We start from the raw sequence: 12,741 nt of genomic DNA on the forward strand, positions 1-12,741 counted from the left end.
CGGGATTCGACGGCGCCACCGCCGGGTGGCGGGGCATTGCAGCCGGAGGCTAGTTAACTGCCTCAGGCCTGGTGCTTGAGGATGTAGTCGGTCGCGTCGCCGACGGTCTTGAGGTTCTTGACGTCCTCGTCCGGGATCTTGACGTCGAAGCGCTCCTCGGCGGCGACGACGACCTCGACCATGGACAGCGAGTCGACGTCCAGGTCGTCGGTGAAGGACTTGTCCAGCTGGACGTCCTCAACCGGGATGCCGGCGATCTCGTTCACGATCTCGGCGAGACCTTCGACGATCTCTTCCTGAGTGGCGGCCATGTCAGGCGCTCCTTCTTAGATGTTCCAGACGGTTGCTGCGGTACTGCGGACGGCGACCCGTTCCGGATGCATGATCCGGCACGGAGTGCCTAGGGGAGGGTAACGACAGTGGCGGCGTAGACGAGACCCGCCCCGAACCCGATGACGAGTGCGGTGTCGCCGCTCTTCGCCTCACCGGTCGCCAGAAGCCGCTCCATCGCGAGCGGGATCGAGGCGGCCGAGGTGTTGCCGGTGGTGCGGATGTCACGGGCGACCGTGACGTGCTCCGGCAGCTTGAGAGTCTTCACCATCGAGTCGATGATCCGCACATTGGCCTGGTGCGGGATGAAGACGTCCAGGTCGTCCGCGCTGATCCCGGCCGCGTCCAGCGCCTGCTGAGCGACCTTCGCCATCTCGAACACGGCCCAGCGGAACACCGCCTGGCCCTCCTGCGTGATCGCCGGGAACTTGACGTTGCCCTGGCTGTCGACCGGCAGCCCGGACCTGTCCCCGAAGTGGAAACGGTCCCAGGGGACGGTCTGCTTGATGGTCTCCGACTTGTCGCCCTCGGAGCCCCACACCGTCGGGCCGATCGCCGGCTCCTGCGAGGGGCCGACCACGACCGCGCCCGCGCCGTCGCCGAACAGGAAGGCGGTGGCCCGGTCCTCCAGGTCGGTGAGGTCGCTGAGCCGCTCCACGCCGATGACGAGCACGTACTCGGCGGAACCCTCCACCACCATGCCCTTGGCGAGCGTGAGGCCGTAGCCGAAGCCCGCGCAGCCGGCGGAGATGTCGAAGGCGGCGGCCTTGTTCGTGCCCAGCTTGTCGGCGATCTCGGTCGCGACGGCCGGGGTCTGGCTGAAGTGCGAGACGGTGGAGACGACCACGGCGCCGATCTGCTCGGCGGAGATGCCCGCGTCCGCGATCGCCTTGCCGGACGCCTCGATGGACATCGCGGCGACCGTCTCCTCGGGGCCCGCCCAGTGGCGGGTCTCGATGCCGGAGCGCGACCGGATCCACTCGTCGGAGGAGTCGATCGTCTCCAGGATCACCTCGTTGGGCACCACGCGGGTCGGGCGGTAGCCGCCGACACCGAGGATGCGCGCGTACGGAGCACCCTTGCTGGGCTTGATCTTCGACATCGCAATGGGCTCCTGATTCAGCTGTGCTCGGCGATGAGCTCGCGGGCCGCGTCGAGGTCGTCGGGGGTCTTCAGGGCGAGCGTCTTCACGCCGGGCAGGGCCCGCTTGGCCAGGCCGGTCAGGGTGCCGCCGGGGCACACCTCCAGGAGGGCGGTGACGCCGAGCTCCTTGAAGGTCTCCATGCACAGGTCCCAGCGGACCGGGTTGGCGACCTGGCCGACGAGCCGCTCCACGATCTCGGCGCCGGACGCGACGGCCCGGCCGTCCTTGTTGGAGACGTAGGTGAACTTCGGGTCCATCGGGGCGAGTTCCCTGGCCGCCTCGGCCAGCTTCTCGACGGCGGGGCCCATGTGGTGCGTGTGGAAGGCGCCGGCGACCTTGAGGGCGACGACCTTGCGGACGCCCTCGGGCTTGTCCTCGTTCAGTGCGGCGAGCTGCTCCAGGGTGCCGGCCGCGACGATCTGACCCGCGCCGTTGATGTTCGCCGGGGTCAGGCCGAGCTTCGCCAGGTGCGCCACGGAGACCTCGGGGTCGCCGCCGAGCAGCGCCGACATGCCGGTCTCGGTGATCGCGGCGGCCTCGGCCATCGCCAGGCCGCGCTTGCGCACGAGGGCCAGCGCGGCGGTCTCGTCCAGGACGCCCGCGAAGGCGGCGGCGGTGATCTCTCCGACGCTGTGCCCGGCGACCGCACCCGGCGCGATGTCGGCGATGTCACCGAGTGCCGTGCCGGAGACGAGTCCGGCGGCGACGAGCAGCGGCTGGGCGATCGCGGTGTCCCGGATCTCGTCCGCGTCGGCGTGCGTGCCGTAGTGCACCAGGTCGAGACCGATGGCGTCCGACCAGGCACGCAGACGGTCCTCGACACCGGGAAGGTCGAGCCAGGGGGTCAGGAAGCCAGGGGTCTGGGCGCCCTGGCCGGGAGCGACGAGTACGAGCACTCTCACACTCTCTCTTGGGGACGGCCACGGCCGCCCGTGGGGACAGGGACGAAGAACACGAGGGGGTTTTGTGGGCCCCCGACAAAATCCTATGACTGGGGATCTCCATCGACCAGACGCCCCAGGATCAGCGCGATCCGCAGTGTGAAGGCGGATCGTACATCGGACGGCGACCATCCGGTGACGTCAGTCACACGTCGGAGCCGGTAGCGCACGGTGTTCGGGTGGACGAAGAGCATCCGGGCGGCACCCTCCAGGCTGCTCGCCTGTTCCAGATATACGCTCAGCGTTTCCAGCAGAGCCGAACCGGCTTCTTCCAGCGGTCTGTAGATCTCCTCCACCAACTGCTCGCGCGCGCTCGGATCGCCCGCGATGGCGCGCTCCGGGAGCAGATCGTCCGCCAGCACCGGGCGCGGCGCGTCCTGCCAGGCGGAACAGGCCTTGAGCCCGGCGGCCGCGGCCTGCGCGGAGCGGGTGGCCGCCAGCAGGTCGGGCACCACCGGCCCGGCGACGACCGGTCCGGCGGCGTACGGCCCGATCAGCGACTTGGCCACGGCCAGCGGATTGTCGTTGCCGCCCGCGATGACGACGAGGCGGTCCCCGAGCACCCCGGTCAGCACCTGGAGCTTGGCGTGCCGGGAGGCCCGCCGGATCGCCTCGACGGTCAGCTCGCTGTCTCCGTCCGGCGCGGTCCCGAGCACGACGCACACGTGGTCGGGCGAGTTCCACCCCAGCGCGGCGGCCCTGCTCACCGCCCCCTCGTCGGCCTCCCCGCTCAGCACGGCGTTGACCACCAGCGACTCCAGGCGGGCGTCCCAGGCACCGCGTGCCTCGGCGGCCTGGGCGTACACCTGGGCGGTGGCGAAGGCGATCTCACGGGCGTACACGAGCAGCGCCTCGCGCAGGACGCTCTCGTCGCCCGGCGCCGCGACCTCGTCGATCGCGCTCTCCATGACCTCGATGGTGGTCCGCACCATCTCCACGGTCTGCCGCAAGGTGATCGCCCGGGTCAGCTCCCGCGGCGCGGTCCCGAACACGTCCGTCGAGATCGCCTGCGGGGCGTCCGGGTGCCGGAACCACTCGGTGAAGGCCGCGATGCCCGCCTGGGCGACGAGCCCGATCCAGGAGCGGTTCTCCGGGGGCATGGCCCGGTACCACGGCAGGGTCTCGTCCATCCGCGCGATGGCCTGGGCGGCGAGGCTGCCGGACGACTTCTCCAGCCGCTTCAGGGTCGCGGAGTGCGGGTGGGCCGGATGAGCCGAGGGGTCGGACTTGCTTGTTACGGGTTCGGGCACGGGACAAGACTGCCTTATCCGGACGGGAGCCTGCGCCGCCGGGTGCCGACTGCGGTCTACCGTGGTGCCGTGATGGACGTACGGCGCGCGGCGCAGCGCTATCCGGGAGGCGACCCGGCGACCGGCATCGAGTCGTCGCACGCCTTCTCCTTCGGCCCGCACTACGACCCCGGCAACCTTCGCTTCGGGGCGGTCATCGCCTGCAACGAGGAGCGGCTGGCGCCGGGCGCAGGCTTCGACGAGCATCCGCACAGCCACACCGAGATCGTGACGTGGGTGGCCGAGGGCGAGCTCACGCACCGCGACTCGGCCGGCCACGAGACGGTGGTCCGCCACGGGGACGTCCAGCGCCTCAGCGCCGCGGGCGGCGTCCGCCACGTGGAACGCAACGACGGCCCCGGCCCGCTGACCTTCGTCCAGATGTGGCTGGCCCCGGTGCGCCCGGGCGGCGACCCCTCCTACGACATCGTCCGCGGCATCGCCGACTCCACCCCGTACGCGGTCCCGGAGGCCGGCGCGATACTGCACGTCCGCCGGCTGGGGGCGGGGGAGCGGACGGCGGTGCCGGACGGGGCGTATGTGTACGTGCACGTGGTGCGGGGGGATGTGCGGGTGGAGGACGAGGAGTTGGGGCCCGGAGATTCCGTACGGATCACCGACGCGAAGGACTTGGAGGCGTCGGGGATCTCGGACGCGGAGCTGTTGCTGTGGGAGATGGCGGGGTAGCGACGGTCGTTGTCCGGCTGCACCGGTGGGGGCTGATCGCGCAGTTCCTCCCCCAGCGACCCTCACGGGGCGCTGCACCCGCGCCCGCCACACAGCTGCGGCAGGCGTGCCGCGGGGCGGCACGGGTGGGCGCAGCGGCAGCCTGCCGGCGCCGGTGAGCGTCCCCCCTGCCCCGGTCGGCCTCAGCCCCGCAGCTCCGCCAGCACCGCGTCCGTGAAGACCGGCCACGCCTCGACCGCCCAGGGCCCGAACGCCCGGTCCGCCAGGGCGACGCACGCCACCCCCGCGTCCGGGTCCACCCACAGGAACGTGCCCGCCTGGCCGAAGTGGCCGAAGGTGCGGGGCGAGGACGAACCGCCCGTCCAGTGCGGCGACTTGGAGTCGCGGATCTCGTAGCCCAGCCCCCAGTCGTTCGGGTTCTGGTGGCCGTACCCCGGCAGCACGCCCTTCGTTCCGGGGTACTGCACGGTCAGCGTCGCCTCCGCCGCCGTCCGCGGGTCCAGCAGCCGCGGTGCCTGGAGTTCCGCCGCGAAGCGGAGCAGGTCGGAGACCGAGGACACGCCGTCCTTCGCCGGGGAGCCCTCCAGCGACGTCGACGTCATACCCAGTGGTTCCAGTACCGCCTGCCGCGCGTACTCCGCGAACGGCATCTCCGTCGCCTTGGCGACATGCTCCCCGAGCACCTCGAAACCGGCGTTCGAGTACAGCCGCCGCTCCCCGGGCGGCGCCATGACCCGGTGCTCGTCGAAGGCCAGCCCCGAGGTGTGCGCGAGCAGATGCCGTACCGTCGCCCCCTCCGGCCCCGCCGGCTCGTCGAGCTCGACCGCCCCCTCCTCGTACGCGACGAGCACCGCGTACGCCGCGACCGGCTTGGTGACGGAGGCCAGCGGGAAGCGGTGCCCGGCCGGCCCGTGGGTCCCGAGGACCGTACCGTCGGCACGTACGACACCCGCCGCGGCGGTGGGGACCGGCCAGTTCTCGATGGACGCGAGGCTGTTCAAGGACATGCCCCCGACCCTAAGCGGCTCAGAGCGTCAGCATCATCGTGGGGTCCGGCTTGTGGACGAAGCCGAGCGCGGCGTAGAGCGGCTCGGCCTCCGCGGACGCGGTCAGCATGACCTGCCCCGCACCCCGCTCACGGAACCAGGCCAGCAGCTCCGCCATGCACGCGCGCGCGTACCCGCGCCGGCGGGCGTCCGGGTCGGTCGCCACGCTGAAGACGTACCCGGAGCGGCCGTGCGGGTTGCCCGCCTTGCCGATCCGGTAGTCGACGGTCCCGGCGACCAGCGCGGCCAGCGCCCCCGGCCGGTCCGGATGGCCGACGACGAACGCGGCGAAGTCCCCGTCCGGCTCGCCCAGTCTCTCCTCCAGCGCCGGCCGCGCCAGGGCGTGCCATTCTGTGGAGCCGTCCCCGCCGGGCAGCGTGTCGATCATCACCTGGCGCAGCCGCAGCACTTCCGCCGCGTCCTCGGCCGTGGCACGGCGTACGAGACTCATGCCCGGCACGCTACTCATCGCCGGGCGCCCCCGTCGCGCGTATTTCTTCCGGGGTCCCGCTTGCTTCGAGTGCACTCCAAGGTCATAGCGTGGGCGCATGACGGTGATGCACACCACGACCGTGGCCCCCACCCAGCAGCCCGACCGCGCGCCCGCCGACATCTGTTCCGCCCCGCCCAGAAGGCATCCGCGGCCCGAGGGCGAGGACCGCTACACGATCAGCGAGGTCGTCGCCTTCACCGGACTGACCGCTCACACCCTGCGCTGGTACGAGCGGATCGGCCTGATGTCCAGCATCGACCGTTCCCACACCGGCCAGCGCCGCTACAGCAACCGCGACCTGGACTGGCTCGACTTCGTGACCAAGCTCCGCCTGACCGGCATGCCGGTGGCCGACATGGTCCGCTACGCGGAACTGGTGAGGGAGGGCGAGACGACCTACCCCGAGCGCCGCGAGCTCCTGGAGCAGACGAGAAGGGACGTCGTGGCCCGCATCGCCGAGCTGCACGACACCTTGTCGGTCCTGGACCGCAAGATCAGCTTCTACGAGACGGGCGGCAACTGAAACGCGCCCCTTCAGGGGCGTGAGGAACTGCGCGACCAGCCCCCACGCACCCGCACCCGACAGCGCACCCTCAAAGCTCCGCCAACAACTCCGCCTTCTTGGCGGCGAACTCCTCGTCGGTCACCAGCCCCGCCCGATGCAGCTCCCCCAGGTGACGGATCCGCTCCGCGATGTCGGCGGGGTCCCGCCGTCCGGCCGGCGTCGGCACCGCCGCGGCCCCCTTCGCCCGGACCGCCTCCAGGACCGCCGCCGCGAACGGCAGCGACTCGTGCACCGGCCCGTATCCCAGTCCGAACACCACGGTCGCCGGATCCTGGTCGGCCGGGACCGTCGGCCCCGCCCCTGCGAGGTCCCGGTCCCGCCGCAGCAGTCGCAGGTGCCCCTCGAAGGCCTCGGGCGAGCGCCACTCCACACCCCCGAGGTCGGCGACGGCGAAGCTCTGGTCGCCGGCCTTCCACTTCGCCGTGGACGCGCCCGTCCACGACCACCGGAAGTGCACGGCACTGCCGTCGAAGCTCGCCTTCCCGTCGTACGCCTTGAACTGCCGGGGCCCCTCGGGCGCGGCGACCAGGAACCTGTCCGCCGGCCCGGACTGCGTGAGCAGCGGGCGCAGCTCGTCGGCGTAGTACTCGGCGAGGGTCGCCCGCTCCGCCGGGACCACCAGGCGGTACGGGTCGCTGCCGTCCTTCAGCTGGCCGGCCGCCGCCTCCAGCAGCGGATCGGCACCGGGCCGCGGCTCGGCCCTCAGCACGACCGTGCCCCGCTTGCCGGGCGTGAGCGTCACGCCCTCCAGCGCGGCCAGCGGCACCCGGCGCTCGCCCAGGCTCTGGAACAGCTTGGGTGTTCGAATCCCCCGTTCGTAGCGGATGAGCACGGAGTCGGACTCGAACTCCCAGGCGGCATGAAATCCGGCCAGTACGTCACCCATGCGGCTCATCGTATGCGGCACGTGCTTCCCCGTCCCATCCCCGCGCATACCGCACTTCCTGCTGTCTCTACGCGCGTCCGGCCGTCGACGTGCCGGACAAACCCGCCCGGCACCCGTCATCGTCGTGGGCGCAGGTCACCGCGCCATATGCGCCGACCCCGACGTCCGCGAGGTTGCGCAGGCTGTCCGTGCCCGGCTCGAAGTAGCCGGCGTGTCCCTTCGCGTCGTGCGCCGACAGCACCCGGGCGCCGAAGGCGGAGGAGACGGGGTCGGCGCCGTGGCCGAGTCCGCCGAGCTCCAGGTAGGGGACGTCCTGGATCCAGTCGGTGGCGTCCCGCATCGCCCACACCCGTGCCGAGGTGCCCAGGTGGGAGGCGTTCTCGACGCGCATCCCGGGGCTCGCGGCCACCGCTATGTCGGCCACCCGGTCCGGCATGGCGTGCGCGGCGACCCCGCAGACCACCGAGCCGTAGCTGTGGCAGAACATCGACACCGGCGCGCCCCCGGGCAGCGCGCGCAGCAGCGCGTTGAGTCGTACGGCGCCCTGCTCGGCGGCCGTCCCGGTCGCCGCGGCCACGCCGAGACCGTCGGGTGCGGTGTAGTCGGCCCAGGCGATCACGGCCGTGCGGGTCGACGGGCTCGCCGTGCGCTCCGCCCCGTACAGCGCCTTGGCCATGCCGACCGGCGCGGTGTTCGGGCGGTACGTCTTCTGGAAGGTGAGCAGGTCGGTGTCGACGCCGGGGACGACGACGGAGATCCGCTCGGCCTTCGTGAGGTCGCCGAACACCTCGGCGACCCGGCCGCCGCCGTCCGGGTCGAAGGCGAGGATCTGCCGGCCCTTCGCCATCAGCGCCTCGTAGCGGTGCATGCGGCGGCCGGCGTCCTGTTGCCCGGCCGCGCTGAGCCGTGCGTCGTGCATGCGTTTCTTCTCGACGACGCGCTGCTGGTCGAGGGCGATGTCGTTGGCGTGGTAACGCAGTTCGACCGGGGCGCCGTTCATGTTGCCCACGGCGAGCGGGTACCGGTGCACGAGCCGGTCGCGCTCCTGCGCGGTGAGCGAGGTGAAGAACCGGGTGAGGAGCGCGGGCGACGCCTCCGGGTCCGGCAGGTGCAGGCCGTGGACGCTGCCGTGCTCCCACTTGGCGACGGAGGTCTGCAGGGCGGTGGTCTCGCGGTGCGTGCGCAGGGCGGTCCAGCCGGTGGTCGCGAGCATCACGAACACGACGGCCAGGGCAAGCAGTGCGCGCCAGACGTTGAGGGGCGGGGAGGTGTCGAAGGAAGTCACTGGGAGGACACACTAGGAGAACGAAGGGGTCTCGCGTTAACTGAGTGACAGTTATCACGTTTCGGCAAACGTGAGCCCTGTCTCAGGCGCGTGTGACGGAGTGTCAGCCCGCTCGCCAGTTCCCGGTGAGCGCCGGTCCCACCTGATCGAGGTACGACGCGGTGAGTTCGCGGATCGCCGTGATGCTGAAGTCGGCGCCGACCGACCAGTGCCGCTCGGTGACCCGGATGACCGCGCCGAACACGGCGACCACGAGCCGGGGCCGGGGATCGGTGTCCGGGTCGACGCCCTCCCGCCCGGCGACGATCCGCGCGATCTCCTCCTCCCTCTCCGCCTGGCGCCGTAGATGGGCGGCGAACAGGGCCGGGGTCGCCTCGATCATCTTGTACGTGCGCAGGAACAGCTCGACCGGCACGTACCGCTCGATGGCCTCCTCGATGGTGTCCCAGCCGTCCATGATCGACCGGCGCAGTGCCTCCAGCGGGGGCTCCTCGGGCGGACGGCGGCGCACCGCCTCGACGTAGTGCTCCTCGGTGAGCCGCGGCACGAAGAAGGCCACGTCCTCCTTGCTGGCGAAGTAACGGAAGAAGGTGCGTTGCGAGACGTCGACGGCCGCGACGATCTCGTCGACGGTGGTGTGTTCGTAGCCCTGGGCCACGAACAGTTCGAGCGCGGTCCGCAGCAGCGTGTCCCGGGTGCGCTGTTTCTTGCGTTCGCGCAGCGTTTCCATGTCTGACAGTTACTGACTAGTGAATTTGTTTGTCAACTGTCAGTGGCTGTCACTAGCCTCGAACGCATGACTAGTCAGACCACGATCGACACGGCGGGGTCGGGGGACAAGGCGCCGGCGGCCCTGCCGGAGCAGCCGCCGGTCTCCGGCCTGCGCGGCCACCCCTGGTTCACCCTGATCACCGTCGCCGTCGGGGTCATGATGGTCGCCCTCGACGGCACCATCGTGGCCATCGCCAACCCCGCGATCCAGAAGGACCTCGGCGCCACCTTCGCCCAGGTGCAGTGGATCACCAACGGCTACTTCCTGGCCCTCGCGGTCTCCCTGATCACCGCGGGCAAGCTCGGCGACCGCTTCGGCCACCGGCAGACCTTCCTGATCGGCGTCGTCGGCTTCGCCGCGGCCTCCGGGGCCATCGGCCTCTCCGACAGCATCGGCCTGGTCGTCACCTTCCGCGTCTTCCAGGGCCTGTTCGGCGCGCTGCTGATGCCGGCCGCGCTCGGCCTGCTGCGGGCCACCTTCCCGGCCGAGAAGCTCAACATGGCGATCGGCATCTGGGGCATGGTCATCGGCGCCTCCACCGCCGGCGGCCCGATCCTCGGCGGTGTGCTGGTCCAGCACGTCAGCTGGCAGTCGGTGTTCTTCGTCAACGTGCCGGTCGGCGCCGTCGCCCTGGTCCTCGGCGTGGTCATGCTGCTCGACCACCGCGCGGAGAACGCGCCCCGCTCCTTCGACCTGCTCGGCATCGCCCTGCTCTCCGGCGCCATGTTCTGCCTGGTCTGGGCGCTCATCAAGGCGCCGAGCTGGGGCTGGGGCGACGGCAAGACGTGGACGTTCGTCGCCGCGTCGGTGCTGGGCTTCGCCCTCTTCTCCTTCTGGGAGACGCGGGTCAAGGAGCCGCTGATCCCGCTCGGCCTGTTCCGCTCGGTCCCGCTCTCCGCGGGCGTGGTCCTGATGGTCCTGATGGCCATCGCCTTCATGGGCGGCCTCTTCTTCGTGACGTTCTACCTCCAGAACGTGCACGGCATGGACCCGGTCGACGCGGGCCTCCACCTCCTCCCGCTCACCGGCATGATGATCGTCGGCTCCCCGCTGGCCGGCGCCGCGATCACCAAGCTCGGCCCGCGCATCCCGCTGGCCGGCGGCATGGCGGCCACCGCGATCGCCATGTACGGCATGTCCACACTGAAGGCGGACACCGGCAGCGCGCTCATGTCCCTCTGGTTCGCCCTGCTCGGCCTCGGCCTCGCGCCGGTCATGGTCGGCGCCACCGAGGTCATCGTGGGCAACGCGCCGATGGAGCTGTCCGGCGTGGCCGGCGGTCTCCAGCAGGCCGCGATGCAGATCGGCGGCAGCCTCGGTACGGCCGTGCTCGGCGCCGTGATGGCCTCCAAGGTCGACAGCGACCTGCCGGGCAACTGGGCCGACGCGGGCCTGCCGAAGCTGACCGACGCGCAGCTGGCGCAGGCCTCGGAAGCCGTCCAGGTCGGTGTCGCGCCGGTCGCCAAGGGCACGCCCGCGGAGATCGCCGCGAAGATCTCCGGCGTCGCCCACGACACGTTCATCTCCGGCATGAGCCTCGCCTCGCTCGTCGCGGCCGGGGTGGCGGCGGTCGCGATTCTGGTCGCGCTGTTCACCAAGCGCGGCGAGAACGCGGACGCGGGTGCGGGCGTCGGCCACATCTAGTGCAACGCGCCGGGCCGATATGTCCGGTTTCCGGGGGCGAAGTTCGCCTATCAGGGTGACTCCGCTAAAGATTCCTCGCTCTGGGCACGCGCCGCAGGTCACAGTGGGTCAAGTCCTCCGCAGGGCATGGGAGGACGGGCTGGCCGCGGCGCGCTGCTGGAGGGGGGCAGCGCGCGGGCAGGTCTGCGGGCGTGGAACGGGGGTACCCGGGCATCAACCCGAACAGGTCTCGCGGACCGAGGAGTTGATGATGGCAGGCTTCGGGCAACGAACCCGCGGGTACCCCCGTTCACGTGGCCGCACAGGTCCACGGAGCGGGCTGGACCGCGACACGCTGGGCATCGTCGGCACGATCTGTGCGATCGCCGGCTTCTTCGCGCTGGGGATCGTGCTGGGACCCGCGGCGCTGGTGTGCGGCTGGTTCTCGATGGGCCGGGCGTGGAACCCGAAGAGTTCCGTACCGGCGCTGATAGCGGTGGTGCTCGGCGCGATCGACACGCTGCTGGCACTGCTGTGGCTGGGCGGCGTCTCACCCCTGTAGCCCGCGGCCCGGTGGGGGCTGGTCGCGCAGTTCCTCCGCAGGCCTCCGGCCGGGGCACCCCCCAGCGCCCCTCACGGGGCGCGGCACTCGCGCCGGCCCGGCGGCCGCGTCGGTCCTCCTAGTGCCGCGGCAGGCAACGTTTGCCCGTCAAGGAGCGGCGTCCGGTGCGTGCTCTCGGCGTGCCGGCCGGAAGTCCTCGTACTGGATGTACTTGGGCTTTCGGCCGGTGCGGCGAGAGTGCGTGCCGGGCGTCGTGACGGGGCGAACGTTGCCTGTTGCGGCACTAGCTGCGGGCAGCCGTGCCGCTGGGGCGGCACGGGTGGGCGCAGCGGCAGCCCGCCAGTGCCGGTGAGCGCAGTGCCGTCACCTCGGACCTGAGCGCCCGCACCTCCTCGGTCAGCAGAGCGATCGCCTCCGTCTGGCGCCGCTCCTCCACGTCGTCCTTCTCGAACCGCGCGATGAACCAGGTCGCGATGTTCGCGGTCACCACGCCCAGCAGGGCGATCCCGGAGAGCATGAGGCCCACCGCGATCATCCGGCCCAGCCCGGTCGTCGGCGCGTGGTCCCCGTACCCCACCGTCGTCATCGTCGTGAACGACCACCACAGGGCGTCACCCAGCGTCCGGATGTTCCCGTTCGGCGAGTCGCGTTCCACCGAGAGCACGGCCAGCGAGCCGAACATGAGCAGGCCGATGACCGCGCCGACGACGTACGTCGTCAGCCGGATCTGCGAGGCCATCCGGGCCCGCCGCCCCACCAGCGTCAGCGTCGCGACCAGCCGCAGCAGCCGCAGCGGCTGCAGCAGCGGCAGCACCACCGCGCACAGGTCTGTCCAGTGCGTCCGCACGAACTCCCTGCGGCGCGGCGCGAGGGCGAGCCGGACCAGGTAGTCCACGGCGAAGGAGCCCCACACCACCCACTCCGCCGCCGTGCACACGGTGGTGAGGACATGCCCCGCGGAACCGTCCACGATCGGCAGCGCGTAGGCGACGGCGAAGGCCACCGCGAGCGCCAGCAACGGCCGTTGGGTGACCTGCTCCCAACGGGCCTGGGCGGGCTGTTCCTTCATGTGCGCATCGTAAGACGCCCCCGAAGGGGCGGGGGGAACTGCGCGGCCG

The 12,741-nt window shown here is 71.4% G+C and carries 14 protein-coding genes; 4 read left to right on the forward strand and 10 right to left on the reverse strand.

What is annotated here, in order from left to right; genetic code table 11:
* Positions 1-62 precede the first annotated feature (62 nt).
* From BLW82_RS29845 to fasR, 4 genes are all read right to left on the reverse strand, one after another.
* Positions 63-311 (reverse strand): acyl carrier protein, encoded by a 249-nt coding sequence (locus tag BLW82_RS29845; protein WP_046425089.1) that lies wholly within the window; start codon positions 309-311, stop codon positions 63-65.
* An 89-nt stretch (positions 312-400) separates the two neighbouring features.
* A complete protein-coding gene (locus BLW82_RS29850; RefSeq protein ID WP_093503483.1) occupies positions 401-1,432 on the reverse strand; it encodes a ketoacyl-ACP synthase III in 1,032 nt (343 codons plus the stop codon).
* A gap of 17 nt (positions 1,433-1,449) precedes the next feature.
* Positions 1,450-2,370 (reverse strand): ACP S-malonyltransferase, encoded by a 921-nt coding sequence (locus BLW82_RS29855; protein ID WP_093503485.1) that lies wholly within the window; start codon positions 2,368-2,370, stop codon positions 1,450-1,452.
* Between the two features lie 89 nt (positions 2,371-2,459).
* Positions 2,460-3,665 carry a fatty acid biosynthesis transcriptional regulator FasR gene (gene fasR, locus BLW82_RS29860; RefSeq protein WP_093503487.1) on the reverse strand — a complete coding sequence of 402 codons (1,206 nt, stop codon included), beginning with the start codon at positions 3,663-3,665 and terminating at the stop codon, positions 2,460-2,462.
* 72 nt (positions 3,666-3,737) lie between these two features.
* On the opposite strand from fasR, the gene BLW82_RS29865 reads away from it, so the two are divergent.
* Complete coding sequence (locus BLW82_RS29865; protein ID WP_093508358.1) at positions 3,738-4,391, forward strand: pirin family protein; 654 nt, start codon at positions 3,738-3,740, stop codon at positions 4,389-4,391.
* 182 nt (positions 4,392-4,573) lie between these two features.
* On the opposite strand, the gene BLW82_RS29870 is transcribed toward BLW82_RS29865, so the two are convergent.
* Positions 4,574-5,398 carry a serine hydrolase domain-containing protein gene (locus BLW82_RS29870; protein ID WP_093503489.1) on the reverse strand — a complete coding sequence of 275 codons (825 nt, stop codon included), beginning with the start codon at positions 5,396-5,398 and terminating at the stop codon, positions 4,574-4,576.
* 19 nt (positions 5,399-5,417) lie between these two features.
* Positions 5,418-5,888: a GNAT family N-acetyltransferase gene (locus BLW82_RS29875; RefSeq protein WP_093503491.1), complete on the reverse strand. Its 471-nt coding sequence runs from the start codon at positions 5,886-5,888 to the stop codon at positions 5,418-5,420.
* A 97-nt stretch (positions 5,889-5,985) separates the two neighbouring features.
* On the opposite strand from BLW82_RS29875, the gene BLW82_RS29880 reads away from it, so the two are divergent.
* Complete coding sequence (locus BLW82_RS29880; protein WP_093503493.1) at positions 5,986-6,453, forward strand: MerR family transcriptional regulator; 468 nt, start codon at positions 5,986-5,988, stop codon at positions 6,451-6,453.
* 70 nt (positions 6,454-6,523) lie between these two features.
* On the opposite strand, the gene BLW82_RS29885 is transcribed toward BLW82_RS29880, so the two are convergent.
* From BLW82_RS29885 to BLW82_RS29895, 3 genes are all read right to left on the reverse strand, one after another.
* Positions 6,524-7,381, reverse strand: coding sequence for a DUF4429 domain-containing protein (locus tag BLW82_RS29885; protein WP_093503495.1), 858 nt, complete (start codon positions 7,379-7,381; stop codon positions 6,524-6,526).
* 67 nt (positions 7,382-7,448) lie between these two features.
* Complete coding sequence (locus tag BLW82_RS29890; protein ID WP_093503497.1) at positions 7,449-8,666, reverse strand: alpha/beta hydrolase; 1,218 nt, start codon at positions 8,664-8,666, stop codon at positions 7,449-7,451.
* Positions 8,667-8,769: 103 nt separating this feature from the next.
* Positions 8,770-9,396 (reverse strand): TetR family transcriptional regulator, encoded by a 627-nt coding sequence (locus tag BLW82_RS29895; RefSeq protein WP_093503499.1) that lies wholly within the window; start codon positions 9,394-9,396, stop codon positions 8,770-8,772.
* A 66-nt stretch (positions 9,397-9,462) separates the two neighbouring features.
* Between BLW82_RS29895 and BLW82_RS29900 the strand changes: the two genes are divergently transcribed.
* Both BLW82_RS29900 and BLW82_RS29905 read left to right on the forward strand, forming a co-directional pair.
* Positions 9,463-11,082, forward strand: coding sequence for an MFS transporter (locus BLW82_RS29900; RefSeq protein WP_093503501.1), 1,620 nt, complete (start codon positions 9,463-9,465; stop codon positions 11,080-11,082).
* A 250-nt stretch (positions 11,083-11,332) separates the two neighbouring features.
* A complete protein-coding gene (locus BLW82_RS29905; RefSeq protein ID WP_093503503.1) occupies positions 11,333-11,623 on the forward strand; it encodes a small hydrophobic protein in 291 nt (96 codons plus the stop codon).
* Positions 11,624-11,906: 283 nt separating this feature from the next.
* Here the strand turns inward: BLW82_RS29905 and BLW82_RS29910 are convergent, their stop codons facing one another.
* Positions 11,907-12,692, reverse strand: coding sequence for a potassium channel family protein (locus BLW82_RS29910; RefSeq protein ID WP_093503505.1), 786 nt, complete (start codon positions 12,690-12,692; stop codon positions 11,907-11,909).
* Positions 12,693-12,741: the final 49 nt, after the last annotated feature.

Origin of the sequence: Streptomyces sp. Ag109_O5-10, assembly GCF_900105755.1 — a bacterium.
GTDB lineage: Bacteria > Actinomycetota > Actinomycetes > Streptomycetales > Streptomycetaceae > Streptomyces.

Excerpts from the sequence above, each read along its gene's own strand:
- BLW82_RS29910 (WP_093503505.1), bottom strand. The coding sequence starts at position 12,692 with ATGAAGGAACAGCCCGCCCAGGCCCGTTGGGAGCAGGTCACCCAACGG.
- BLW82_RS29870 (WP_093503489.1), bottom strand. The coding sequence starts at position 5,398 with ATGTCCTTGAACAGCCTCGCGTCCATCGAGAACTGGCCGGTCCCCACC.
- BLW82_RS29895 (WP_093503499.1), bottom strand. The coding sequence starts at position 9,396 with ATGGAAACGCTGCGCGAACGCAAGAAACAGCGCACCCGGGACACGCTG.
- BLW82_RS29875 (WP_093503491.1), bottom strand. The coding sequence starts at position 5,888 with ATGAGTCTCGTACGCCGTGCCACGGCCGAGGACGCGGCGGAAGTGCTG.
- BLW82_RS29900 (WP_093503501.1), top strand. The coding sequence starts at position 9,463 with ATGACTAGTCAGACCACGATCGACACGGCGGGGTCGGGGGACAAGGCG.
- BLW82_RS29850 (WP_093503483.1), bottom strand. The coding sequence starts at position 1,432 with ATGTCGAAGATCAAGCCCAGCAAGGGTGCTCCGTACGCGCGCATCCTC.
- BLW82_RS29880 (WP_093503493.1), top strand. The coding sequence starts at position 5,986 with ATGACGGTGATGCACACCACGACCGTGGCCCCCACCCAGCAGCCCGAC.
- BLW82_RS29905 (WP_093503503.1), top strand. The coding sequence starts at position 11,333 with ATGGCAGGCTTCGGGCAACGAACCCGCGGGTACCCCCGTTCACGTGGC.
- BLW82_RS29845 (WP_046425089.1), bottom strand. The coding sequence starts at position 311 with ATGGCCGCCACTCAGGAAGAGATCGTCGAAGGTCTCGCCGAGATCGTG.
- BLW82_RS29885 (WP_093503495.1), bottom strand. The coding sequence starts at position 7,381 with ATGGGTGACGTACTGGCCGGATTTCATGCCGCCTGGGAGTTCGAGTCC.
- BLW82_RS29865 (WP_093508358.1), top strand. The coding sequence starts at position 3,738 with ATGGACGTACGGCGCGCGGCGCAGCGCTATCCGGGAGGCGACCCGGCG.